At 67.5% G+C, this 23,106-nt stretch carries 20 protein-coding genes; 10 read left to right on the forward strand and 10 right to left on the reverse strand.

Annotated features, from left to right (window positions below; all coding sequences use genetic code 11):
- Positions 1-2 precede the first annotated feature (2 nt).
- Genes RLN94_RS16245 through RLN94_RS16260 form a run of 4 tightly spaced genes read right to left on the reverse strand, consistent with a single transcriptional unit; the run spans position 3 to position 4,660 of the window.
- A complete protein-coding gene (locus RLN94_RS16245) occupies positions 3-1,451 on the reverse strand; it encodes a 3-oxoacyl-[acyl-carrier-protein] synthase III C-terminal domain-containing protein (protein ID WP_350123817.1) in 1,449 nt (482 codons plus the stop codon).
- Positions 1,448-3,028, reverse strand: coding sequence for a rhodanese-like domain-containing protein (locus tag RLN94_RS16250; RefSeq protein ID WP_350123814.1), 1,581 nt, complete (start codon positions 3,026-3,028; stop codon positions 1,448-1,450). The genes RLN94_RS16245 and RLN94_RS16250 overlap by 4 nt, the downstream gene beginning before the upstream one ends.
- Entirely contained in the window at positions 3,028-3,489 is a 462-nt protein-coding gene (locus RLN94_RS16255) for an FAS1-like dehydratase domain-containing protein (RefSeq protein ID WP_350123811.1), read from the reverse strand. The genes RLN94_RS16250 and RLN94_RS16255 overlap by 1 nt, the downstream gene beginning before the upstream one ends.
- Before the next feature lie 13 nt (positions 3,490-3,502).
- Positions 3,503-4,660, reverse strand: a complete 1,158-nt coding sequence (locus RLN94_RS16260) for an acyl-CoA dehydrogenase family protein (RefSeq protein WP_350123808.1) — start codon at positions 4,658-4,660, stop codon at positions 3,503-3,505.
- Positions 4,661-4,846: 186 nt separating this feature from the next.
- On the opposite strand from RLN94_RS16260, the gene RLN94_RS16265 reads away from it, so the two are divergent.
- A complete protein-coding gene (locus RLN94_RS16265) occupies positions 4,847-5,356 on the forward strand; it encodes a flavin reductase family protein (RefSeq protein WP_350123805.1) in 510 nt (169 codons plus the stop codon).
- Positions 5,357-5,375: 19 nt separating this feature from the next.
- On the opposite strand, the gene RLN94_RS16270 is transcribed toward RLN94_RS16265, so the two are convergent.
- The gene (locus tag RLN94_RS16270) at positions 5,376-5,597 is read right to left on the reverse strand and encodes a biotin/lipoyl-containing protein (protein ID WP_350123802.1); all 222 of its coding nucleotides are present in this window, start codon (positions 5,595-5,597) and stop codon (positions 5,376-5,378) included.
- Between the two features lie 104 nt (positions 5,598-5,701).
- Between RLN94_RS16270 and RLN94_RS16275 the strand changes: the two genes are divergently transcribed.
- The 6 genes from RLN94_RS16275 to RLN94_RS16300 all read left to right on the forward strand — a co-directional run bounded on the left by RLN94_RS16275 (position 5,702) and on the right by RLN94_RS16300 (position 12,722).
- Entirely contained in the window at positions 5,702-7,240 is a 1,539-nt protein-coding gene (locus RLN94_RS16275; RefSeq protein ID WP_350123799.1) for an acyl-CoA carboxylase subunit beta, read from the forward strand.
- On the forward strand, positions 7,237-8,814 hold the full coding sequence (locus tag RLN94_RS16280; RefSeq protein ID WP_350123797.1) for an FAD-dependent oxidoreductase: 1,578 nt from the start codon (positions 7,237-7,239) through the stop codon (positions 8,812-8,814). The genes RLN94_RS16275 and RLN94_RS16280 overlap by 4 nt, the downstream gene beginning before the upstream one ends.
- Complete coding sequence (locus tag RLN94_RS16285; RefSeq protein WP_350123794.1) at positions 8,811-9,515, forward strand: enoyl-CoA hydratase/isomerase family protein; 705 nt, start codon at positions 8,811-8,813, stop codon at positions 9,513-9,515. The genes RLN94_RS16280 and RLN94_RS16285 overlap by 4 nt, the downstream gene beginning before the upstream one ends.
- Positions 9,516-9,685: 170 nt before the next feature.
- A complete protein-coding gene (locus RLN94_RS16290; RefSeq protein WP_350123791.1) occupies positions 9,686-10,222 on the forward strand; it encodes a TRAP transporter small permease subunit in 537 nt (178 codons plus the stop codon).
- Positions 10,222-11,529 carry a TRAP transporter large permease gene (locus RLN94_RS16295; protein WP_350123788.1) on the forward strand — a complete coding sequence of 436 codons (1,308 nt, stop codon included), beginning with the start codon at positions 10,222-10,224 and terminating at the stop codon, positions 11,527-11,529. Before RLN94_RS16290 ends, RLN94_RS16295 begins: the two co-directional genes overlap by 1 nt.
- Positions 11,530-11,606: 77 nt before the next feature.
- Complete coding sequence (locus RLN94_RS16300; protein WP_350123785.1) at positions 11,607-12,722, forward strand: C4-dicarboxylate TRAP transporter substrate-binding protein; 1,116 nt, start codon at positions 11,607-11,609, stop codon at positions 12,720-12,722.
- A 91-nt stretch (positions 12,723-12,813) separates the two neighbouring features.
- On the opposite strand, the gene RLN94_RS16305 is transcribed toward RLN94_RS16300, so the two are convergent.
- The 4 genes from RLN94_RS16305 to RLN94_RS16320 all read right to left on the reverse strand — a co-directional run bounded on the left by RLN94_RS16305 (position 12,814) and on the right by RLN94_RS16320 (position 16,674).
- Entirely contained in the window at positions 12,814-14,193 is a 1,380-nt protein-coding gene (locus RLN94_RS16305) for an acetyl-CoA carboxylase biotin carboxylase subunit (RefSeq protein ID WP_350123782.1), read from the reverse strand.
- A gap of 85 nt (positions 14,194-14,278) precedes the next feature.
- Complete coding sequence (locus RLN94_RS16310; RefSeq protein WP_350123778.1) at positions 14,279-14,683, reverse strand: MaoC/PaaZ C-terminal domain-containing protein; 405 nt, start codon at positions 14,681-14,683, stop codon at positions 14,279-14,281.
- Positions 14,684-14,693: 10 nt separating this feature from the next.
- A complete protein-coding gene (locus RLN94_RS16315; protein ID WP_350123775.1) occupies positions 14,694-15,896 on the reverse strand; it encodes an acyl-CoA dehydrogenase family protein in 1,203 nt (400 codons plus the stop codon).
- 4 nt (positions 15,897-15,900) lie between these two features.
- The gene (locus tag RLN94_RS16320) at positions 15,901-16,674 is read right to left on the reverse strand and encodes an SDR family NAD(P)-dependent oxidoreductase (RefSeq protein WP_350123772.1); all 774 of its coding nucleotides are present in this window, start codon (positions 16,672-16,674) and stop codon (positions 15,901-15,903) included.
- A gap of 445 nt (positions 16,675-17,119) precedes the next feature.
- Between RLN94_RS16320 and RLN94_RS16325 the strand changes: the two genes are divergently transcribed.
- The 3 genes from RLN94_RS16325 (at position 17,120) to RLN94_RS16335 (ending at position 22,113) form a co-directional block, all read left to right on the forward strand.
- Complete coding sequence (locus tag RLN94_RS16325; RefSeq protein ID WP_350123769.1) at positions 17,120-18,379, forward strand: MFS transporter; 1,260 nt, start codon at positions 17,120-17,122, stop codon at positions 18,377-18,379.
- Between the two features lie 99 nt (positions 18,380-18,478).
- Positions 18,479-19,585 (forward strand): 3,4-dihydroxy-2-butanone-4-phosphate synthase, encoded by a 1,107-nt coding sequence (gene ribB / locus RLN94_RS16330; RefSeq protein WP_350123766.1) that lies wholly within the window; start codon positions 18,479-18,481, stop codon positions 19,583-19,585.
- A 188-nt stretch (positions 19,586-19,773) separates the two neighbouring features.
- Positions 19,774-22,113, forward strand: coding sequence for a mechanosensitive ion channel domain-containing protein (locus RLN94_RS16335; protein ID WP_350123763.1), 2,340 nt, complete (start codon positions 19,774-19,776; stop codon positions 22,111-22,113).
- Between the two features lie 18 nt (positions 22,114-22,131).
- On the opposite strand, the gene eda is transcribed toward RLN94_RS16335, so the two are convergent.
- A complete protein-coding gene (eda, locus tag RLN94_RS16340; RefSeq protein ID WP_350123760.1) occupies positions 22,132-22,773 on the reverse strand; it encodes a bifunctional 4-hydroxy-2-oxoglutarate aldolase/2-dehydro-3-deoxy-phosphogluconate aldolase in 642 nt (213 codons plus the stop codon).
- Between the last annotated feature and the right edge of the window lie 333 nt (positions 22,774-23,106).

The following is a 23,106-nucleotide window of genomic DNA, read 5'->3' on the forward strand; positions in this document are numbered from 1 at the left end:
GATCACGCCCCTCCCGTGTCGTCCGCCCCGCCCGCAACAGGCGTGGCCTTCCAGAAATAGCGGCGGAAGCCGCGCTTGCGGTCGAACTCCTTGATCCGGAACACCATCCGCATTTCGCTGCCCACATCCACCTCGGGGCCGGCCACGTCGGTGAAATTGGCGAACATCCGGCCGCCCCCCTCGAACTGGATCAGCCCGTAGCGCGCCGGCGGCTCGGGCGTATAGGTCAGGTGATCGGCCGACCAGCTCACCACCTTCGCGGTCCTGTCCGCAAACGGATAGGCCTCCTGCTCGGCAAACGACCCACAGGCCGGGTTCACGCAAACGCGGGCGCGCGGAAACTGCGGCGTGCCGCACTCGGTACAGCGCCCGCCGACCAGCCCCAGCAGCATGTCGCGCCGCCGATAGATCTGCGTCATCGCCGACTGGTAATCCACCTCGGCCCGCATCCCCTCGTCGCGCTCGACCAGCTCGTTGCGCGCCATGTAGCGGTAATAGCTGGCCTCCTCGGCCCGCCGCGCCAGCGGCCCGCTGAACCAGTCTCGCGTCCGCCGCTTGGCCAGCAGTTCCGTCGCCCGCAGCACGATCACATCACAGCCCTGCCCGAACCCCACCAGCACGATCACCTGCCCCGGCTCGGCCTTTTCCAGCACCGCCGCCAGCATCATCAGCGGATGCGCCGTGCCGGTCTCGCCCACCCGGTCCTGCAGACTGTCCGCCAGCGCCTCGGTCGGCAACCCCACCGCCTTGCATTTCCCCTGCGCCGCCTTCGGCACACCCTGCGGCAACACCGCATGCGCCACGTCGCCCGGCGCGACCCCGGCCGCCTCAAGCGCCGCCGTCACGACCCCCGGCACCAGCTTCAGATACCCCTCGTCGCGGATCCAGCGCTCTTCCCAGTAATAGTCGAACCGCCGGCCCTGCCCGCGGTAATGGTCGATGAAATCCACCGCCCGCGACCGCGTCGCAAGGACCTCGGCAATCCCGTCTCCGGGTCCGACACAAACCGCCGCCGCCCCGTCACCAAAGCTCAGCTCCTGCGGCGAGCCCGGCTTGGCCTCCCGCTTGTCCGACGCCACCACCAGCCGGTCACCGCCCGCCCCCGCCGCCGCGACCGCCTCGATCAGCGCCGAGGTGCCCGCCCGCTGCGTCCCCCCGGTATCCAGCGTCCGGATATCCTCGCCAAGGGTCAGCGCACTCGCCAGGATCGTTGCGTTCTGCCGCTCCTCGAACGGCATCGTGGTCGAGGCCAGCGTGATACCTCCCACCGTCACATCCGCATCCCTCAAACACCCCCGCGCGGCCTCCACCGCCATGGTCAGCGCATCCTCGTCCCAGCCACAGACGGCCCGCTCGCCCTTGCCGCCCCGCTTCCCCTGACCCTCCAGGATGGTCTTCCGCGCCAGTCTCAGGCGCGGCACATAGGTTCCGATCGCGGTCAAGGCGGTCATGTCAGGCTCCCTTCCCTTTCGTTCACGTCCCCGGCCGTCAGCCGGATTTCCCACTCCAGGTATTCCCGCATCGCCGCCTCCCCCTTGGCATAGGGCGGCTCGACCACGTCCATCGCGTGCGCCGGCACCGGCCCGGTCTCCACAGCCCCGCCCATCGCCTGCCACTCATCCAGCCCCGCATCGAGCGCCACCGCCCGCCGATAACCCGCCCGCAGCAACACCTCCGCCCCCAGCTTCGCCTGCACGGGATCACCAGCCGTCACCACGATCTCATCACCGGGCGAGGCATGGCGCCTTATCTCGTGCTCCAGCCAGCCCCGCGAAATCCAGATCGCCTCCGGCAGATGGCCCTTCGCATAGGCCCGGCTCGACCCGACATCGATCACCACCGGCGCCGCGCCCCGTTTCCTCAGCGCGTCGCAGCTCACCACCGGCACATCTGCCACCAGCCGATCAATCACCGCCGGGCGCACCCGCCCCCGGCCCGCCTCCACGTCCAGCCCCGCTGCACGCCACGCAGGCATCCCGCCCTCGAGCACGGCAACCCCGGCAAAGCCCATCCGCTTCAGCCACCACGCCGCCAGCCACGCCCGCGCATCGCCATCATCCACGACAGCCACCGGCGCCCCCGGCACCGCCAGGAAATCATCCGTCCGTTGGATCGCCTGCCCGCCCGGCAAATGTATCGCCCCCGGCACATGCCCCGCTTCGAACGCCTCCCGCGTCCGCACGTCCAGCACGTAGGGCCGCGCCACGCCGGCCTCCGCCCGACACCCGGCCAGCTCATTCGCCGGAACCGCCACCACGCCCATCGACACCGCCAGCTCCCGCGCCCTTGCCGTCACGCCCGCCACGTCAGCCTCCACCGCGTCCGGCACATCACCACCCGCGCCGCGCTCCACCTCGCCGCCGGCCAGCCGCCAGCCCATCGTGCCGTTCTCCAGCGCCGCGCAGTCATAGCCCAGCGCCCGCGCCGTTGCCGCCGCGATGATCGACCTTGTCCGCCCGGCACAGTTCAGCACGATCCGGCCATGCCGCCGCGCCAGCCCCGGCAGATGCCCGGCCAGCTCGAACCCCGGCAACGACAGCGCGCCGCCCAGGTGATGATCCGCAAACTCCCCCGCCGTCCGCACATCGCAAAGCACCTCCACGCCCTCGCGCATCAGCGCCTCCGGCGCGACGAGCGTCACCTCGCCCCCCTCCAGAACCTCTTCCCCGAACCGCTTGCACGGCACGTTGACGCCCTTGGCCAGCGCCCGGCCCTCCGCCGTCCAGCCCAGCTGGCCACGGGCCAGCACCTCGACCCGGCCATACCCCATCTCGCCCAGCCGCTCCGCCGCCAGCATCGCCCGCAGATCGCCCGGCCGCCCGCTGTCATAGACCACAACCGGCCAGCCACGATCGGGCATCACCTCGCCCGCCCGGAACTCCAGCATCCGCCGCGGCAGCGACGTCGCCCCCGGCACATGCCCGCGCTCGTACTCGCCCACGTCCCGCACATCCAGCAGCGCCCAGTCCCGCCGCGGCCACTCCATGCCCCGCGCCACAAGTGCCGCCGCTTCAACCGCCTCCGCCATCACGAGCCGCGCACCGTGCTGCCGACTCCCCGATAGACCGTCGTCCGCCGGTGGGCGAAGACATCGGCTCCCGCCGAGTCGACCCCGCGCACCTCCTGCAGCATCAGGTCCATCGACCCCGACCGCCCCTCCTTCCGCTCCACGTCCAGCAGCGTCATCCGAAGGGTCAGCACATCGCCCACGGTGATCGCCCGCTCATAGGCAAACCCGTGCTCGCCGGCCAGGAACCGCTTCCGGTCCAGCCCTTCCCACCACGGCGGTATCCCCGGCATCACGAAGCTCACCGGGAAGGTCGGCGGCGCGATCACATCCCGGTACCCCTGCGCCCGCGCATGGTCCGCATCGCGCCACAGCGGGTTGTCATCCCCGATCGCCTCGGCAAACCGCCGGATCGCCCCGCGCTCCACCTCCACGACCCAAGGCGCGCTCGACGTCCCGATCAGTTCCCTGTCGATCTCCATGACCCCTGCCTTCCTAGCTGCGCTTCCACTGGCTCGAGGACTGGCCAAGGATGGCGCCCGCGATCATGTTCTTGTGGATCTGCATCGTCCCGCCATAGATCGAGCCGCCCCGCACCTCGGCATAGCGATGCACCAGCGGGTATTCTTTGGTATAGCCATTGGCCCCCATGATCTGGATCGCGTCGTCGCAGACCTCCTTGGCGGCCTTCGCGGTGAACACCTTGGCAATCGACGTCTCCGTGGGAGAGGGCAGCCCCGTCTTCACCGCCGTCGCCGCCGCCCGCCATGTCAAAAGCGCCGCCGCGTCCAGCTTCACCCGCATGTCGGCCAGCATCCACTGGATCCCCTGGAAATCGGCCAGCTCGCGATTGAACTGCTTGCGCTCCTTGGCATAGGCCAGCGCCATCTCGTAGGCCGCCTCGGCCGAGCCGATCATCCGCGCGATCGAGCCCAGCCGCTCGGCATTGTAGACGCTGATCAGCTTGCCGAAGGCCCCGCCATCGACAAGAATGTTCTCCTTCGGCACCCGGCAGTCGTCGAAATAAAGCTCGAACAGCAGTTCGTCGGCCATGTTGAGCGTGCCTTCGGAATGGTTGAACCCCGGCGCGTCATGCGGCACGATCACGGCGCCGATATCGCCCGGCCGTCCCGTCGTGCCGAACCGGCAATAGACCAGCGTGTAATGGTTGTTGTTGACGAAGCTCACGAACTGCTTCGACCCGTTCAGGATCACCTCGTCCCCCTCGATGGTCGCGCGCGTCTTCATCGCCGTCGCGGCCGACCCGGCATCGGGCTCGGTGATCCCGATGGAAATCCCGATCTCTCCCCTGCAGGACGGAATGACAAAGGCCTCCTTCTGCGCCTGGGTCCCGTACTCTGCCACCGCACCAACGGCGCCGGTCGAGCTGCGATGCGCGATCCCGCCCAACAGCGGCGCCGCCTTCTGCAACGCCCGCGTCACCAGCAGCGTATCGAGCAGCGGCACACCCATGCCGCCCAGCGCCTCGGGCAGGTTCAGCCCAAGCAGCCCCTGCTCCGCCATCGTCCGGCGCAGCGCATTGACCCCCGCGGGCGTGTCGGCATCCTTCAGCATCGGTACAAGCTTGCGCTCGGCCACTTCCTCTGCCGCGCGCACCAGCTCGGCCTGCCGCTCGTTCAGGTCAAAATCCATGCTTTGCGCCTCCCTCCACAGGACATGCCGGCCCGGGCCGGCGACCTGCCTTGCATTCAATCATGTGCACAATCATCACGTATTGTCATCTTGATAGCAAGAACAATATGTGCATAATGTATCGTGATAATCAAGCCGCCGCGCCGGACACCCGGCACCCAAGGTAGGAACGACCCGGAGGAACGCATGAACATGAGCCCAACGTCCTTTACCGCCGCCGGACCGGAGGATTTCCGCATGGGCATGCGCCGGCTCGCGGCCGCCGTCAACGTGATCACCACCGAATCGGACGGCACCCGCTACGGCATGCTTGCCACCGCGGTCTGCTCGGTCAGCGCCGAGCCGCCCACGCTGCTGGTCTGCGTCAACAACACCGCCTCGGCCTGCGAGCCCATCAGTAAGAGCGGCCGCTTCTGCGTCAATGTCCTCAGTGAAAAGCAACAGGATCTCGCCCGCGATTTCCTCAGCGTCGACAGCACCAAACGCCTCGACCTCTGCGACTGGTCCCGCCTCGCCACCGGCGCCCCGGCCATCGACGGCTCGCTTGTCAGCTTCGATTGCGAAGTCGATCAGGTCATTGCCTCGGGCACGCACTCGATCTTTATCGGCCGCGTCGTCGTGGCCTCTCTGCCCGAGGCGGATGCGCCGCTGCTCTATTTCGACGGCGCCTACAAGGGGATGACGGCCGTTGCCTGAGACGCGCCGTGCCGCGCCTTCAGCTCTCGATGACCGCGATCACCGCGCCCTCCTCGATCTCGTCATCCTTGGCCACCCGCAGCTCGACCACCGTGCCCGCCACCGTCGCCGCGATGGCAATCTCCATCTTCATGGCCTCCGCCACCACCAGCTCGTCCCCCTCGAGAACGCTGTCGCCGACAGACACCGGCACCTCCCATACAGACCCGGTGACAGTTGCAGTGATCTCGGTACGCGCCATGGAGAACTTCCTTCTTTAGACTAAATGCAACCATAGTTATTGGCACAATGCTGGTCAATTGTTATAGTCAATCCCAAACAAAAATGAAGACGGACAGCGACGGAATGGACAAGAAGACACTGGAAGAGCTCGAAGCGCGCCGCGCCGCCTCACGTCGGATGGGCGGCCCCGAACGGCTCGATCGCCTGGCCAGGCAGAACAAGCTCGACGCCCGCACCCGCCTCGACATCCTGCTCGACCCGGGCTCCTTTTCCGAACTCGGCCTGCTCGGGCGCAGCCCCCATCCCGACCTGCATGACCGCACCCCCGCCGACGGGCTGATCGCCGGCAAGGGCACGATCGACGGCAAGCTGGTCTATGTCTGCTCCGAAGACGCCTCCGTCGTCGGCGGCACCCGCGGCCGCACCGCCGAGGCCAAGATCTCCCGCCTCCGCGAACTTGCCCTCAAGCACGCCGCCCCCTACATCGCCCTGATGGAAGCGGGCGCCGGGCGCTTCCAGGAAAACAACGGCGCCGCCGCGGCCGCCATCGGCAACCGCTTCCGCGAGCACATGCAGCTCTCGGGCCGCGTGCCGCAGGTCGCCGCCATCATGGGCGCCTGCTTCGGCGGCCCCTCCTTCACCGCCGCACAATCCGATTTCGTCCCGATGACCCGCAACAGCGGCTTCATGGGCATGTCCGGCCCCGCCGTCGTCCGCGTCGGCATCCGCAAGACCGTCACCCCGGACGAGCTCGGCGGCTGGCAGATGTCCTCGGAAACCACAGGCCAGGCCGATTACGTCGGCGAGGATGACCGCGACGTGCTGCTCTCGATCCGCGAATTCCTCTCCTATTTCCCGGCGAACTGCGACAGCCTTCCGCCCCGGCGCACGCCCGAACCCGCCCTCTGCGACAGCGAAGACGGCGCCGAGGAGCTCAACGCCCTCGTCCCAGACAACCACCGCCGCGCCTATGACATGCACCGCCTCGTCGAGCTCATCGTCGACGGCGGCCGCACCTTCCCCTTCCGCCCGGCCTACGGCAAGGGGCTGCTCACCCATTTCGCCCGGTTCGACGGCCACACCGTCGGCCTCGTCGCCAACAACCCGATGCACTGGGCCGGCGCCATGGACGACAAGGCCGCCGTCAAGCTGCGCAAGTTCGTCGACACCTGCAACGCCTTCCACATCCCCCTCGTCTTCCTCACCGATTGCCCCGGCTTCATCGTCGGCCCGGAAATCGAGGAAAAGCGCATGGTCTCGCTCGCCGCGCGCATCCTCAACAGCGTCGCCGCCAGCGAGGTGCCCAAGATCACCGTGGTGATCCGCAAGGCCATCGGGCTGGCCTACCTCGCCCTTGGCGGCAAGACGATGGGCCCCGACCGCCTCGTCGCCTGGCCCACTGCGCAGTTCGACGTGATGGGCCCCGCCGCCGGGGTCGAGCTCACCTACGGCCAGCAGATCCGCGAGGCCGAATCCCCCGACGACAAGCGCCGCGAACTGATGGCCCAGGCCGAGGAAGAGGCCTCCGCCTACATCGCCGCCGAGCTTGGCCTGATCGACGACATCATCCGCCCCGACGAAACCCGCGCCACCATCATCGAGGCGCTGGAAAGCGCCCAAGCCACCCGCCGCACCGGCTTCGTCTCGCGGATCGACCCATGAGCGGCTGGACCCAAGAGGCCGACATCGTCGTCGTGGGCTTCGGCGCCGCCGGCGCCACCGCCGCCTACGAGGCCACGGCCAACGGCGCCGACACGCTCCTGCTTGAGAAAATGCCCTTCCCCGGCGGCCTCTCCATCGCCTCGGCCGGCGGCATCCGCGTGAGCCATCAGCCCGAGAAGGCCCTCGACTACCTCCGCGCCACCTGCGGCGGCAACACGCCTGACGACATCCTGCAGGCCTTCGCCACCGGCATGGCCGAGGCCCCCGCCTACCTGCAAACCCTCGCCGACCGCGGCGGCGCCGAGATGCGCGTCACCGACGCCCTCGGCAACTACCCCTATCCCGGCTACGACGCGCTGGCCTATGTCGAGATCACCGCCCTCCCCGAGATCGACGGCGCCCCGGGCTACCACGCCATGTCCCCCGTCAAGAACGGCACCCGCCTTTTCCGCGTCCTCGAACACGCCGCCCAATCCGCCGGCGTCCGCATCGAGATGAATGCCCCCGCCCACCGCCTCGTCACCGATGAAACCGGCGCCGTCACCGGCCTCACCGCCACCATCGACGGCACCGAACACCGCATCCGCGCCCGCCACGGCGTCATCCTCACCTGCGGCGGGTTCGAGCACGCCCCAGAAATGCAGGCGCAATACTTCCAGGGCGGCCCGCTCATCCCCGGCGCCTTTCTCGGCAACACCGGCGACGGCATCCGCATGGCCCAGGCCGTCGGCGCCGATCTCTGGCACATGTGGCATTACCACGGCCCCTACGGCCTCAGGCACCCCGACCCCGACTACCCGTTCGGCCTCTTCCTCAAGGCCGTCCCGATGTGGACGCCCGGCCGCCTCGACATGCTGGCCGATCTCGGCCTCGAAGGCAGCGACCCGCCGCAAACCCGCGCCAGCACCCGCTCGCTGGCCCCGCTCGCCTGGATCGTGGTCGACTCGACCGGACAGCGGTTCATGGATGAATACCCGCCCTACCCGGGCGATTCCGGCGCCCGCCCCTTCGACGTCTTCGACTTCGGCACCCAGACCTTCCCCCGCAAACCCGCCTTCATGATCTTCGACGAGGCCGGCCGCCAGATGTACCCGATGGGCCGCGTCGTCCATAACGACCCCCACCCCCGCCACGATTGGAGCGCCGACAACCTGGCGGAAGTCGAGATGGGTATCTTCAGGAAGGCCGACACGCTGGAAGAACTGGCCCACCTCACCGGCACCCCGCCCGACACCCTCCGCACCACCATCGAGACCTGGAACGCCGCCTGCGACTCCGGCACCGACACGCAATTCAACCGCCAGCCCGACACCATGCGCCCCATCGCAACCCCGCCCTTCTACGCGGGCGAGGTGCAGCCCATCGTCATCAACACCCAAGGGGGCCCCCGCCGAAACGTGCACCAGCAGGTCGTCGACCCCTTCGGCGCCCCCATCCCCGGCCTCTACGCCGCGGGCGAGCTGGGCAGCATATTCGGCCATGTCTACATGAGCGGCGGCAACCTCACCGAATGCCTCGTCGGCGGCTGGACAGCGGCCCGCCACGCCCTCACCCGCGAAAAGGTGCCTTCATGAGCCTCGTGAAACTCGACATCACCGACGGCGTCGCCCGTCTTACCCTGAACTGGCCCGACAAGCGCAACGCGCTGAACGCCGAGCTGATCGACGCCCTCACCGACGCCCTGAAGACGGCCGAGGTCGAGGCCCGCGTCGTCACCCTCTCCGGCGAAGGCCCCGCCTTCTGCGCCGGCGCCGATCTCAAATCCGTCGGCGCCATGACCACCGAGGCCCAGTTCCGCGCCCATGCCGACCGCCTCGGCGGCCTCTTCGCCACCCTCGCCGATCTCTCCATCCCCAGCATCTGTGCCGTCAACGGCCCCGCCCTCGGCGCAGGTTGCGGCATCGTCTGCTCGGCCACTTTGGCCATCGCTGGCCCCGCGGCGCACTTCGGCTTCCCCGAACTCAGCAAGGGCGTGCTCCCCGCCCTCGTCGTGCCGCCGCTTGTGAACGTGATCGGCGAACGTCGCGCGCTCCACGTGCTCTGCACCGAAATACCCTTCGACGCCGCCGAAGCCTTCGACCTCGGCATCGTCACCCAGCTGTCCGACACGCCCGAGGAGACGGCCGCGGCCCTGGCCCGCCACCTCGCCTCCCTCCCGCCCGATCGGCTGGCCCGCATCCGCCAGCTCATCCGAACCGCGGCGACGGAACCCACCGCCGAGGCCCGCCGCCAGGCGACCGAGGCCAACGTCGCCGACCGGCTTGCGGGAAAATGAGAACGGGAAATTCAATTCCTAAATGTGTCGATGCAATTACAGATACAATTCCGCAATTGAACCAATATAAAGCAGATAATTTGCTTGCATTAATATTAATCAATTTCCTAAGTTGAGTCAGCGGAGACCGAGTCCCAAACCCACGGACCCGGCCCGCAAGGGAGGATACAATGTCGGCGATCCGCCGCGTCATAACCCTGCTGTGCCAGGTGCAGATCTGCCTCGGCGGCATCGCGATGATCCTGATGATGGTTCAGATCTGCGCCGACGCCGCCCTGCGCACGATGTTCAACTCGTCCGTGCCCGGCACGCTCGAGATCGTCTCCTTCTATTACATGGTCTCGGTCGTGTTCCTGCCGCTGGCCTATATCCAGCTCCATCGCGGCCACGTCATCATCGAGCTCTTCACCAGCGGCCTCAGCGACCGCACCAACGCCCTGATCGACGCCATCGTCTACACGCTCGCCGCCGTCGCCATGGGCTACTTCACCATGGCCGCCTTCGAAAAGGCCATGAAGATGACCGCGCTCGGCGAATTCGTCCTCGGCGTGATCCTCGTCTACACCTGGCCCGCCCGCTGGCTGGTCGTTGCCGGCACCGGGCTGATGAGCCTCGTCTACGCCTTCACCGCGATCGAGGAATTAGCACGTGCCTTCGGCCGCGGCGACCCTGACTCCGACACGCCAGAACACGGGACGGCCCACTGATGTCTTCCATCGCCATAGGCGCCCTCGGGCTCGCCGCCCTGCTCGTCCTGCTGGCCCTGCGCGTGCCCATCGCGCTGGCGCTGGCCGGCGTTTCCGTGGCCGGTGTCGCCGCCATCCGCGGGCCCAGCGCGGCCTTCGCCGTGCTCACCGAACAACCCTACAACTTCATCGCCCACTGGTCGCTCTCGGCGGTACCGATGTTCCTGCTGATGGGCGCCGTCGCCTATAACAGCGGCCTCACCCAAAGCCTCTTCGCCGCCGCCCGCCTCTGGCTCAGCCGCCTGCCCGGCGGGCTGGCCGTGGCCTCGACCATGGCCAGCGCGGGCTTCGCCGCGGCCTCCGGTTCCAGCGTGGCCACCGCCGCCGCCATGGGCCGCATCGCCATCCCCGAGATGATGCGCTTCAAGTACGACCCCGGCCTCGCCGCGGGCTCCGTCGCGGTCGCCGGCACACTGGGCTCCCTCATCCCGCCCAGCATCCTGATGGTGCTCTACGCCATCTTCGCCGAGGTCTCGGTCGGCCAGGCCCTGCTCGCCGGCATCCTGCCCGGCATCCTGTCGGCCTTCATGTTCATGGCGCTCATCGTCCTGCGCTGCGGCCTGAAACCCTCGCTCGCCCCGGCGGTCGAGGAAACCGTCACATGGCGCGCCCGCTTCGCCATCCTGCTCGAGGTCTGGCCCCTGCCCCTTCTCGTGCTCGCGGTCATCGGCGGCATGTATTCCGGCGTCTTCACCGCCACCGAATCCGCCGCCGGCGGCGCGCTCATGGCCTTCGTCATCGCCGCCGCCCAGCGCCGGCTGACCCTCGCGGTCATGATCAACTCGCTGCTCGACGCGCTCAAGGGCACGGCCACCATCCTCTTCATCGCCATGGGCGGCTTCCTTCTGGCCCGCTTCATGGCCTTCAGCGGCCTGCCCACCTTCCTGTCCGACATCGTCGAACAGATGGCCGTCGACCCGCTGCTCTTCATGCTGGGCATCTCGGTCATCTACATCCTGCTCGGCATGTTCCTCGACTCGATGGGCATCATGCTGCTCACCATCCCGATCATGGTGCCGATCCTGCACGCCCTCGACATGGACCTGATCTGGTTCGGCGTCATCATGATCAAGTATCTCGAGATCGGGCTGATCACCCCGCCCGTCGGGCTGAACTGTTTCATCATCAAGGGGGTCGTGGGCAACGCCATCTCGCTCACCACGATCTTCCGCGGGGTCCTGTGGTTCCTGCTGGCCGACCTGGTCACGCTCGCCCTGCTGATCCTGTTCCCGCAAATCTCGCTCTTCATCCCGGGCCTCATGCGATGACCCGCGCCCGGGCAACGGCATTACCCCAAAGGCGGTGGAGGAGCCGCCAACCGACGACCAACAGAGGAGGACCAACAATGAAACTTGGAACACTAGCGATTGCCGCCACCGCGGCCCTGACCGCCACGGCGGCCATGGCCCAGGAGACGACCAAGATCGTCTATGCCAGCTATCTCAACCCGCTGCATATCACCAACCCGGTGCTGAACGAGTTCGCCGAGAACGTGAAGGAGGATTCCAACGGCACCATCGAATACGAGATGCACGTGGGCGGCTCGCTGCTCTCGGGCCGCGACATCCCCGGCGGGGTGCGCGACGGGCTGGCCGACGCGGGCTATTTCGTGGGCGCCTACGTGCCCTCCGAAATGCCGGTCGACACCTACCTGGGCGAATTCAGCCTGCTCAACGACAAGCCGCTCGTCATGACCGGCGTCCTGAACGAGCTGGTGCTCTTCAACTGCCCCGACTGCGAACAGGAATACCGCGACTTCAACACCCGGCCGCTGGCGACCTACGCGCTCACACCTTACGTCTACCACTGCCGGGAAGAGCTGAAGACGCTCGAGGACTTCAAGGGCAAGCGCGTCCGCGGCATCGCCGCCTATGCCGAGCTTGCCACCGCCCTCGGCGCCACCCCGGTCAATGTCAGCCCGGATGAAGCCTACGAGGCGCTCGACCGCGGTATCCTCGACTGCGCCCTGCACTCGGTCGCCGCGCAAAAGGCCCGCTCCTACGGCGAGGCCGCCAAATACGTGATCCTCGATCCCCTCGGCGGCTTCTTCGGTGCCTCGACCATGAACATGCGCATCGACAAGTGGAACGCGCTCACCCCCGATCAGCGCAAGGCCATCACCGGCAACCTCGCCGAGCTGGTGACCGGGGCGATCTTCAACTACCTCAAGGAAGATGAAGACGTGATCGAGGAATACACCGCCTCCGGCACCAAGTTCTACAACGCCGAACCCGAGTTCGCCGAGTTCGTCGCCAACTTCGCCGAGAATTACCAGGACCAGGCCGTCGCCAAGGGCGAGGAAAAGGGCATCGCCCACCCGCAGGAGATCGCCGACGAGATCAGCCGCCTGCGTGAAAAGTGGACCAAGCTGCTGGAAGAGCACGGCTCCGACCGCGAGACCTACCAGCGCCTGCTCGAGGAAGAGATCTTCTCGAAGATCGAGACCGAGGCCGAATACTGATTGCGGTCATTCTTCTCCCGACCGCATAAACTGAAAGAGCCGGCGCGATGCCGGCTCTTTTTTGGTTTCGGGGCAGGAAGAGCGCGGCAGCTCAGGCGGGCGCCGCCTCCCCGGCCAGCAACTCGGGCAACCTCGTATCGACATACTGGGTATCCACCTCCGCCGCCGCGAAATCCGGCAGCGCCAGAAGCCGCCGAACGAACCCGGCATTGGTCACAACCCCCTCGATCCTGACCGCCGCCAGCGCCTCCTCCAGCCGCTGCATCGCCGCCTCCCGGCTCGGGCCACAGGCCACCAGCTTGCCGATCATCGAGTCGTAATGCGGCGACACCGCATCGCCTGCCCGCAGCCCGCAATCCACCACCAGCGTCTCGTCCGCCCGCGGCAGGTCCAGCCGCTCCAGCTTGCCCGGACGCGGCAGGAAATTCTTCTCCGGGTCCTCGGCACACAGCCGCGCCTCGATCGCCCAGCGCCCGCCAAGCACCCCGTATTCCTCCGCCAAATCGTCCAGCCCGCCCAGCGCCAGCCGCAACTGCATCCCCACAAGATCGGTCCCCGTGACCATCTCCGTCACCCGGTGCTCGACCTGGATGCGCGTGTTCATCTCCAGGAAGAACCAGTCCCCCTTCTCCGCGTCATAGACGAATTCCACCGTCCCCGCGCTGCGATACCGCCGCGCCTGCGCCAGCCGCCGTGCGGCCGCCTTCATCGCGGCCCGCACCTCCTCGGACAGGTCCGGCGCCGGCGACTCCTCCAGGATCTTCTGGTAGCGCCGCTGCAACGTGCAGTCCCGCTCGGGGAACACGGCCACATGGCCTGCCCCATCGCCGAACACCTGTATCTCGATATGCCGCGCCCGCCGGATGAACCGCTCGAGGTAGACCGCCCCGTCGCCGAAGGTCCGCTCGGCATGGGCCTGCACATTGGCCACCGCATCGGCCAGCGCCTCCGGTGCCTCCACCCGGCGCATCCCGATGCCGCCGCCCCCCGCCGTGGCCTTCACCAAAAGCGGAAACCCGATCTCTTCGCCCAGCGCATCGACATCGGCCCCGTCCCCAGGCCCGAACGGCGCGGTCCCCGGCAACACCGGCACACCGGCCTCGATCGCCGCCTGCCTTGCCGCCCCCTTGTCGCCCATGATGGCAATCGTGTCGGCATCCGGCCCCAGCCAGATCAGCCCGGCCGCCTCCACCATCCGCGCGAATTCGGCACTCTCCGACAGGAATCCGTATCCCGGATGCACCGCATCCGCCCCGGTCCGCCTTGCCGCCTCCAGCACCGCCGCGCGGTCGAGGTAACTTTTCCGCGCCGGCGCCGGGCCCACCGCCACCGCCTCGTCGGCCAGCTCCACATGCAACGCCCCGGCATCCGCCTCGGAATACACCGCCACCGTGCTCAGCCCCAGCGACCGGCAGGCCGCGATGACCCGACAGGCAATTTCCCCCCGGTTGGCGATCAATACCTTCTTCATGCCGCTCCGCCTTTCCTATCGATCATGAAAATCGCGCGGCCCGTCACCGAACCGCGCGCCGCCGGTCGGAACCGGCCGTCTCACATCACCCCCGGCCACCGCCAGAGACACGCGCCGTGCCCTTGAACACCTGCGTCTCGCCGACATGGCCGGTCAGGTCCATCTCCACGGCCTCGCCGACCCCGGTCACCTCCAGCGCGAAGGTCACCCGGTCGCCCGGCTTCACCGGATGCAGGAACCGCCCCCGGACATCCTCGACGAACCGCCCGGGCCCGGCCCAGTCGGTCACGCACCGCCCGGCCATGCCCATGGTCAGCATCCCATGCGCGATCACCCCGCCCAGCCCCGCGGATTCCGCGTAAGCCTGGTCATAATGGATCGGGTTGAAGTCGCCCGAGGCGCCGGCATACATCACGATCTGCTTCGTGGTGACCGGCTCGGTCGTGTAACTCGACCGCTCCCCGATATCCGGCGCGAACTCCTGGCTCACGGCCCCGCCCTCAGCGCTGCAGGGTCGAGTCGAACGTCTGCTTCAACTCCGACTGCCCGATGATCTGCGCCGTCTTGTCGTGGCCCGCGTGCAGCACGTGGGTCTCGAGGTCGCGCAGGTACCGGCTCAGCGGGAACTCGTCGAACAGCGCCGTCGACCCGGCCGCGTGAATGATCTTGTGCGACAACTCGAACGCCACGTCCGCGGCAATCGACTTCGCCGCCATCGCCAGAAGCTCCGCCTCGACGATCGGCTTCGTCCGATACGCCCTTATCGCGTCATGAAAGATCGACGCCGCGGCATCCAGCTTGATCTTCATCTCGCCGGTCCGCATCTGGATCAGCTCGGCCTCGCCCTTCCCTTTGTTCACGATATAATCGAGGAACCAGCCATACATCCCCTCGGTCGCGCCAAGATAGTTGGCGGTGAAGCCAAGGTGGAACTTGCCCTGCCAGCGCTTGCGCGGGTAATCCCCCGGCGCGCCCAGCACGTGGCTGTCCGGCACGAACACGTCGTTCAGCGTGATCACCGGGCTGTCGGCACAGCGCATCCCGTTCGGCCGATACCAGCTCGTGTCGATCGACACCCCCTCCATGTCCGGCGTGACGATCAGCATCTGGTGGTTGTCGAGGAAATTCTCCACCCCCTCGATCGCCGCGAAGATGATCGCGAAACCCAGCGCGCTGCCGTTGGTGGCATAGTTCTTCTCGCCCCGCAGGATATAGCCGCCATCGACCCGCTTGGCCGAGGTGTTCATCATGTACATGTGCTTGCGCTTGGCTTCCGAGCCCACGAACGTGCCCAGATACGGCTCGCTCAGCATCGGCTTCAGGAACAGCTCGTGCTGCTCTTCCGTGCCAAGATCATGCACCGCCCAGCCGCAATGGTTCGTCACCTGGTAGCAATGCGCCGTCCCCGGACAGCCCCGCGCGATCATCCGCAGGCCCTGCAGGAAGGTCCCCGGGTCCTCGTCGCTGTCCACGTTGCTGTTCATGCCGTCCCATTCATGCGGCAGCGTCGCTCGAAGCCACCCGGCCTCGTGCAGCTCGCGGATATTCTCCATCGGCATCACGCTCTGCGCGTCATACTCCCGCCCCCTCGGGCGGAAATTCTCGATCGCCATGCGCTCGAGCTCGCGCATCTTCTCGGTTTCCAGGGCCTCCACCGGGTCCAGCATCTTGGTCTCTCCCTTCACGGGGCTGAATGTATTCATGATCTCACCGCCGGGTTTCCGGCCCTCCGCTCACGTAAATGATCTGTCCGTTGACGAACGACGCCTCGTCGCTCGCCAGGAAATTTGCCACGTTGGCCACGTCCTCGGGCACGCCCACGCGCCCGATGGCGATCTTCTCGGCCTTCATCTTCTTGTAATCCTCGGGGTCGATCCCCTGCCGCTCGGCGGTCGACCGGGTCATCTCGGTATCGATGAACCCCGGCGCGATGCAATTGACGTTGATGCTGAACTTGCCGAGATCCAGCGCCAGCGTCCTTGTGAACCCCTGCAGCCCCGCCTTGGCGGTCGAGTAGTTCAGCTGCCCCCGGTTTCCCAGCGACGAGGTCGAGGACAGGTTCACGATCTTCCCGTAGCGCTTCGGCACCATGTAGGTCTGCGCCGCCTTGGCACACAGGTAGGCGCCCTTCAGGTGCACCCCCATGACCGTGTCCCAGTCATCCTCCGACATCTTGTGGATCAGGTTGTCGCGCAGCACGCCGGCATTGTTGATCAGCACATCGACCGAGCCGAACTCATCGGCAATCGCCGCGAAGGCCTCCTTTACCGCGCTGCCATCGGTCACGTCGCATGTGACGCCCTTCACCGCGACGCCGGTCTCCTCCGCCATCGCCTTGCCGGCCTCCGTCACACCGGGATCGAGGTCGATCAGAACCACGCTGTCACCGTTCCGCGCGAACCGCCGGCCAATCGCCAGGCCGATTCCGCGACCGCCTCCGGTCACCACGGCCGTTCTCCCCGTTCTTGCCTCGGCCACCATGTCCTCCCATGCCGTTGCAACTGCTTGTACCTGTCATAATGATTTTAATCTGATCACATTGCAACCCCTCTTTGCGATACTTTGTACCCCTGCCCCAGGTCCAAACGCAGGATGATGCGCACGAACCGGCGACACCCCGCCGCCGAGTACCGACTCCGACCTGCCGTGGCGCAGTGGCCATTGGAAGCATCTCAAACCCTTGTTTTAACGAAATTTTCCGAACCACCAAGCGTCGCGCACGCCCGGCCTTCGCCATCCACCACACGTTCGGGCCCGCTTCACAGACAGGCACACAACCCGCATCTTGTATCGGTTTTCGCCGGATTGCCCGCTTATGCCCTTGCGCTTTCCGGCTCAATACGGAACACTACCGCAAATTGAACCCGTACAATTTGGCACGGCACCAACCCCCGATTGGCGGCTCTGCCCCCGGAAGTGAGCCCCCATGGCGTGCAACCCCTCCCCGACCACCAAGATCCCCGCCCGGTCGGCCCGCTTCCTCGCCGCCTTCATCCTCGCCTCCCTGCTCTTCGCCCTCGGCCAGTTCCACCGCACCTCGGGCAGCGTTCTCTCCTCCGTCTTCGCCACGGAATTCACCCTGCGCTCGCACCAGATCGGCGTGGTCATCGGCATCATGTTCCTCGCCCAGGGCCTCGGCCAGATCCCCTCCGGCATCCTGCTCGACCGCTACGGCGCCCGCCGCGCGCTCACCGCCATGGGCGTGGTCGCGGCCACCGGCTGCGCCATCGTCGCCGCCTCCGGCAACTGGGGCGTGCTGATGCTGGGCCGCGCGCTGATCGGCTTCGGCTTCTCCGCCGCCGTCATGGGCGGGTTCAAGCTCTTCGCCGCCTGGGTCTCTGAGGACGCCACCACCGCCATCACCGGGCGCTACCTGTTCTTCGGCATGCTGGGCGGGCTGCTCGCCACCACCCCGCTCACCCTCATGCTGGAAGAATACGGCTGGCGCATGGTCTTCGTCTTCTTCGCCGCCGGCACGGCCACCGTCGCCCTGCTCTTCTACCTCGTCGTGCGCGACGCGCCCCCGGGCACCCAGATCCTGCCGCTGCGCAAGCCCGAAAGCCTGAAAGACAGCCTCCGCGGCGTCGCCTCCGTCTTCGCCACCCGCAAGGTCTGGCCGCTGCTCCTCGCCGCACCCATGCTCTATACCCCCGTCCAGATCCTCGCCGGCCTCTGGGCCCTGCCCTACCTCGCCGACGTGCACGGGCTGAACCCGCTCGAGCGCAGCTACTGCCTCGTCGTGCTCATCATCTTCCTCAGCCTCGGGCCCCTGATCTACGGCACGCTCGACCGCCGCCTGCGCTCGCGCCGCACCCTCATCGTCATCGGCGCGATGCTCATGGGCCTCGACTTCCTGCTCCTCGCCCTCTTCGGCCATGTCCACTGGATGCTCGCCACCGCGCTCTGCGCCTTCGCCTGCGGGCTGTCGACCTTCTTCATGCTGATCATGGCCCACGCCCAAAGCCTCTTCCCCGCCAGCTATTCCGGCCGGGTGATCTCGACCATCGGCGTGCTCTCCCTCGGCGGCGTCTTCCTCACCCAATCCGCCTCCGCCGTCCTCCTCGGCGCCTTCCCCGAACCCGGCGCCACCGCCTCCGTCACGGGCTACAGCGTGCTCTTCGCCTGCGTCGGCGTCATCGGCCTCGGCGTCAGCCTGATCTGCCGCCGCATCCCCCGGGCCGACTGACCCCGAAATTGGCACCGCTACAATTTTTCGGTTTTGTTTCGCAACAATATGACACAATATAGGGTCCAACCCGCAATATCGCCCAAGGGAGCCCGTGACATGCCCGACACCACCATCCCCGGCCTCAGCCCGATCGAGGACATCATCGCCGACGCAATGGCGGGCCGCATGTCCATCCTCGTTGACGACGAGGACCGCGAGAACGAGGGCGATCTTTTCATCCCCGCCCGCCATGCCGACGCGGCGGCGGTCAACTACATGGCCCTCCACGGCCGCGGCCTGATCTGCCTCGCCCTCTCCCGCGAAAAGACCGAACAGCTGGCCCTCCCCCTCATGGCCCGCGGCAACGAAAGCCGCATGGGCACCGCCTTCACCGTCTCGATCGAGGCGCGCGAAGGCGTCACCACTGGCATCTCCGCCGCCGACCGCGCCCGCACCATCGCCGCCGCCGTGGCCGAGGGCGCCCGGCCCTCCGATATCGTCTCGCCCGGCCATGTCTTCCCGCTGGTCGCCCGCGACGGCGGCGTTCTGGTCCGCTCCGGCCATACCGAGGCCGCGGTCGACATCAGCCGCCTCGCCGGGGCCGGAGACGCCGGCGTCATCTGCGAGATCATGAACCCCGACGGCACCATGGCCCGCCTACCCCAGCTCCTCGACTTCGCCGCCCGCGAGAACCTCAAGGTCGCCACCATCGCCGACCTCATCACCTACCGCCGCAACCGCGAGCAACTGGTCGAGAAGGTCTGCGAGGAAACCATCGAAAGCCGCCACGGCGGCACCTTCACCGCCATCGTCTTCCGCAACCTGATCGACGGGGTGGAACACGTGGCGCTGGTCAAGGGCGACGTGGCCGACGGCAAACCCGCCCTCGTCCGCGTCCATGCCGTGAACCTCTTCGACGATATCGTCGGCGACCGCTTCTACTCCCACGGCTCGGCCGTCTTCGGCGCGATGGAGGAGATCGGCAAGGCCGGCCGCGGCGTCATCGTGCTGATGCGCGAAACCCACCGCAGCAGCCCCTCCGATGTCCTCCTGTCGCGCAAGGCCAGCCCGCAGCCCTCGGGCAGCACGATCCGCGACTACGGCACCGGCGCCCAGATCCTCCGCGCCCTCGGCATCCGCGAGATGATCCTGCTCAACAACTCCGTCCACCCCCTCGTGGCGCTCCGCGGCTACGGCCTCCAGGTGGTCGAGACCGACCGCTAACCCATTGCCAAACCGGGACAATCCACCGGCATAACCCTGCCGGTCCCCGCCGCCGCCCGGCCCCTTCCTTGACCTTGCCCCACTTCCCGATAGGTAAACGGCAAGGTCGGGGCAGGTTCCAGGGGGACCGGCCTTGACGGGCGTGTGCCGCGCCCCAAGGCAACAAAGACATGCGGAGACAGTGAAACATGCTGCGTTTGGTTGCGAGTTTTCTCGTTCTGGTATTCATGACCCTGGCGCCCGTCGCGGCTCAGGAAACCCCGCCCGAGGGCACCACCCCCGAAGACACCCCCTCCAGCGTCGATCTCCTCATCGACGTCATCGAGAATGACGCCACCCGCGCCGAGCTGATCGACCGGCTCAGGGCCGCGGGCCTGCCGGAGGAGGAAACCACCCCCGACGAGATCGTCGACAACCTCGCCAACGGCAATCCCCCGCCCGAAGACCTCTCCTTCGGCCGCCGCGTCGCCCTCGTCACACAGGAAGCGGCGGAAGACATCGCCAGCTTCGCCACCACCTTCTGGCGCCAGCTCACCCGCGCCCCGGCCGTCTTCTCCGGCCTCAGCGGCGGCGAGGCGGGCGTCCTGCTCGACGCGCTGGCCGATCTCGCCCTCGTCATCGCCGGCACCGTCCTGTCGTTCATCGTCCTGCGCTGGTTCGGCAAGTCCGCCTATGCAAGGATGAGCGCCTCGGCCCGCGACGGCGGCATCGCCCGCACCATCGTGCTCTTCGTCATGTCCGGGGTGATCGACATCCTGATCGTCATCCTCGCATGGGCGGCAGGCTACGCGCTGGCCATCCTCGCCCTCGGCGACTTCGGCCAGATCGGCATCCGCCAGACCCTGTACCTCAACGCCTTCCTTCTGGTCGAGATGGCCAAGGTCGCCGTGCGCCTCGTCCTGTCGCCCTCCGCCACCTCGCTGCGGCCGCTGCCCATCGGCGACCGGGCGGCCTCCTACCTCTCGACCTGCATCAATCTGATCGTCGGCGTCGTGGGCTATGGCCAGCTTCTCGTCGTGCCGCTCATCAACGGCAACGTCTCCTTCGCGGCGGGCCGTGCCGTCTCGGCACTCATCGCCTTCGCGGTGCTGGCCTTCGCCATCTGGCTCGTGCTGCGCAACCGCAAGCCGGTGACCGACTGGATGCTCGGCACCGACGAGCCCGACACCACGCCGCACCACCCCGATCCGGAACCCCCGCAGCAGGAAGCCCTCGACGAGATCGGCGCCCCCATGGTCACCGCCACCGCCGACCCGGCCCCGGTGATGGACCCGGCCGCCACGCCGCCCCGCCGCCGCAGACGCCGGCGCGGCGCCCTGCACTACCTCGCGCGGCACTGGCACTGGCCGGCACTGGCCTACCTGCTGGCGATGTTCGTGATCGTCCTGCTGAGCCCCGGCAACGCGGTCTTCCAGACCTTCATCGCCTCGGGCCAGGTGCTCGTGGTGGGCCTCGTGGGCTTCGCCGTCGCCGGCTTCCTCAGCCGCTCCATCGCCCGCGGCGTCAGCCTGCCGGCCAACATCTCCGAACGGGTCCCGCTCCTGCAGGGCCGGCTCAACGCCTTCGTGCCCAAGGTCCTGACGGTCCTGCGCGCCCTGATCTTCGTCGCCGTCGTGCTGCTGGCCATCAATGCCATCGGCCTCATCGACCTGCGCGCCTGGATGGTCAGCCAGTTCGGCCTGCGCCTGACCGGCACGATCCTCTCGGTCGCGGCGGTGCTGCTGGTGGCCTTCGGCATCTGGCTCGCGCTCACCTCCTGGGTCGACTACCGCCTCAACCCCGAATTCGGCAAGGTCGCCACCGCCCGCGAACAGACCCTCCTGACCCTCCTGAGGAACGCCGCCACCATCGCCCTCATCATCATCACGCTGATGTTCGTGCTGGCGGAAATCGGCCTCGACATCGCGCCGCTCTTGGCCTCCGCCGGGGTGCTCGGCCTCGCCATCGGTTTCGGCGCCCAGAAGATGGTGCAGGACATCATCACCGGCATCTTCATCCAGTTCGAGAACGCGATGAACGTGGGCGACGTGGTCACCGTGGGCGGCACCACCGGCATCGTCGAACGCCTCACCATCCGCTCGGTCAGCCTGCGCGACCTGCACGGCGTCTACCACATCATCCCGTTCTCCTCCGTCGACATGGTGTCGAACTACGTCAAGGATTACGGCTATTTCGTCTGCGACATGGGCGTCGCCTACCGCGAGAACGTGGACGAGGTGAAACAGGCCATGATGGACGCTTTCGCCGAGCTCAAGGGCGACCCCGACCAGGCCGACGGCATCCTCGACGATCTCGAATGGTTCGGCCTCAACAGCTTCGGCGACAGTGCCGTAATGCTCCGCGCCCGCATCAAATGCGTGCCGGGGCGGCAATGGGGCATCGGACGCGCCTACAACGCCGTGCTCAAGCGGGTCTTCGATGCCCGCAACATCGAGATCCCGTTCCCCCACCAGACGATCTATTTCGGCGAATCGAAGGACGGCAAGACCCAGCCCATCACGGTCGACGCCGACCTCAACCCCGCCTGACCGCGGCCCGCCGACCGGTCACCCCGACAGGCCGGCGGCCTCCCGCGCCTTCGCCTCGATCGCGCCCCAGTCGTCCGCCGCCAGCAGGTCGGCGGGCGCAATCCAGCTCCCTCCGACACAGGGCACCGTCGAAAGCTTCAGGTACTCCCCCGCATTCGCCGGGCTCACACCCCCCGTGGGGCAAAACGAGACCTGAGGCAGCGGCCCGCCCAGCGCCTTCAGCGCCGCCGCCCCGCCCGACGCCTCGGCCGGGAAGAACTTCAGCATGTCATACCCCCTTGCCAGAAGCCGCATCGCCTCGCTCGCCGTCGCGGCACCGGCCAACAGCGGCAAGCCCTCCGCCTCGCACGCCTCCAACAGCGCATCCGTCGCCCCCGGCGACACCCCGAACGTGGCCCCCGCCGCCTTCGCCGACCGCACATCCTCGGCTGTGATCAAAGTCCCGGCCCCCACATGCCCGCCCGGCACATCCGCCATCGCCCGGATCGCCTCCAGCGCCGCCGGCGTACGCAACGTCACCTCCAGCACCGGCAGCCCGCCCGCCACCAGCGCCTCGGCCAGCGACCTCGCCTTTGCGGCCTCCTCGATCACAAGCACCGGGACCACCGGCGCCAGCCCGCACAAGTCCCGCGTCTGGCGGCTTGCCTCCTGAGGTGTCATCGCCCGTCCTTCTCCCTGCTCTCACCTTGCGATCGACCCTAAGCCAGCCACCGCGACCCCGACAACCACCCCGCTGCATCCGCAGGCCAAAATCCCGACGCCGAGAAGCCGCGCATCGACGGGCCGTGGTACGGCGATCCAACGGAGGTGGCTTGACGCTTTATGGTCGCCAAGGACATCCGACATCCGCGACGTAGCACTCCGACTGCCAAATCGCCGTGCCGTCCGGACGGCCCGGCGATGCGCGGCGGGCGGGAGCCCGTTATTACGCGCCGCGCCCACCCAAACCCCAACCCCACCCCCAACCATTAAACAAAAACAAACCCCCCAAAA

This window comes from Roseovarius sp., from assembly GCF_040223625.1.
Classification (GTDB): Bacteria; Pseudomonadota; Alphaproteobacteria; order Rhodobacterales; family Rhodobacteraceae; genus Roseovarius.

Excerpts from the sequence above, each read along its gene's own strand:
- RLN94_RS16325 (WP_350123769.1), top strand. The coding sequence starts at position 17,120 with ATGGCGTGCAACCCCTCCCCGACCACCAAGATCCCCGCCCGGTCGGCC.
- RLN94_RS16315 (WP_350123775.1), bottom strand. The coding sequence starts at position 15,896 with ATGAATACATTCAGCCCCGTGAAGGGAGAGACCAAGATGCTGGACCCG.
- RLN94_RS16275 (WP_350123799.1), top strand. The coding sequence starts at position 5,702 with ATGGACAAGAAGACACTGGAAGAGCTCGAAGCGCGCCGCGCCGCCTCA.
- RLN94_RS16280 (WP_350123797.1), top strand. The coding sequence starts at position 7,237 with ATGAGCGGCTGGACCCAAGAGGCCGACATCGTCGTCGTGGGCTTCGGC.
- RLN94_RS16300 (WP_350123785.1), top strand. The coding sequence starts at position 11,607 with ATGAAACTTGGAACACTAGCGATTGCCGCCACCGCGGCCCTGACCGCC.
- RLN94_RS16305 (WP_350123782.1), bottom strand. The coding sequence starts at position 14,193 with ATGAAGAAGGTATTGATCGCCAACCGGGGGGAAATTGCCTGTCGGGTC.
- RLN94_RS16250 (WP_350123814.1), bottom strand. The coding sequence starts at position 3,028 with ATGGCGGAGGCGGTTGAAGCGGCGGCACTTGTGGCGCGGGGCATGGAG.
- RLN94_RS16295 (WP_350123788.1), top strand. The coding sequence starts at position 10,222 with ATGTCTTCCATCGCCATAGGCGCCCTCGGGCTCGCCGCCCTGCTCGTC.
- RLN94_RS16245 (WP_350123817.1), bottom strand. The coding sequence starts at position 1,451 with ATGACCGCCTTGACCGCGATCGGAACCTATGTGCCGCGCCTGAGACTG.
- ribB (WP_350123766.1), top strand. The coding sequence starts at position 18,479 with ATGCCCGACACCACCATCCCCGGCCTCAGCCCGATCGAGGACATCATC.
- RLN94_RS16320 (WP_350123772.1), bottom strand. The coding sequence starts at position 16,674 with ATGGTGGCCGAGGCAAGAACGGGGAGAACGGCCGTGGTGACCGGAGGC.
- RLN94_RS16270 (WP_350123802.1), bottom strand. The coding sequence starts at position 5,597 with ATGGCGCGTACCGAGATCACTGCAACTGTCACCGGGTCTGTATGGGAG.
- eda (WP_350123760.1), bottom strand. The coding sequence starts at position 22,773 with ATGACACCTCAGGAGGCAAGCCGCCAGACGCGGGACTTGTGCGGGCTG.
- RLN94_RS16290 (WP_350123791.1), top strand. The coding sequence starts at position 9,686 with ATGTCGGCGATCCGCCGCGTCATAACCCTGCTGTGCCAGGTGCAGATC.
- RLN94_RS16265 (WP_350123805.1), top strand. The coding sequence starts at position 4,847 with ATGAACATGAGCCCAACGTCCTTTACCGCCGCCGGACCGGAGGATTTC.
- RLN94_RS16260 (WP_350123808.1), bottom strand. The coding sequence starts at position 4,660 with ATGGATTTTGACCTGAACGAGCGGCAGGCCGAGCTGGTGCGCGCGGCA.
- RLN94_RS16255 (WP_350123811.1), bottom strand. The coding sequence starts at position 3,489 with ATGGAGATCGACAGGGAACTGATCGGGACGTCGAGCGCGCCTTGGGTC.
- RLN94_RS16335 (WP_350123763.1), top strand. The coding sequence starts at position 19,774 with ATGCTGCGTTTGGTTGCGAGTTTTCTCGTTCTGGTATTCATGACCCTG.
- RLN94_RS16285 (WP_350123794.1), top strand. The coding sequence starts at position 8,811 with ATGAGCCTCGTGAAACTCGACATCACCGACGGCGTCGCCCGTCTTACC.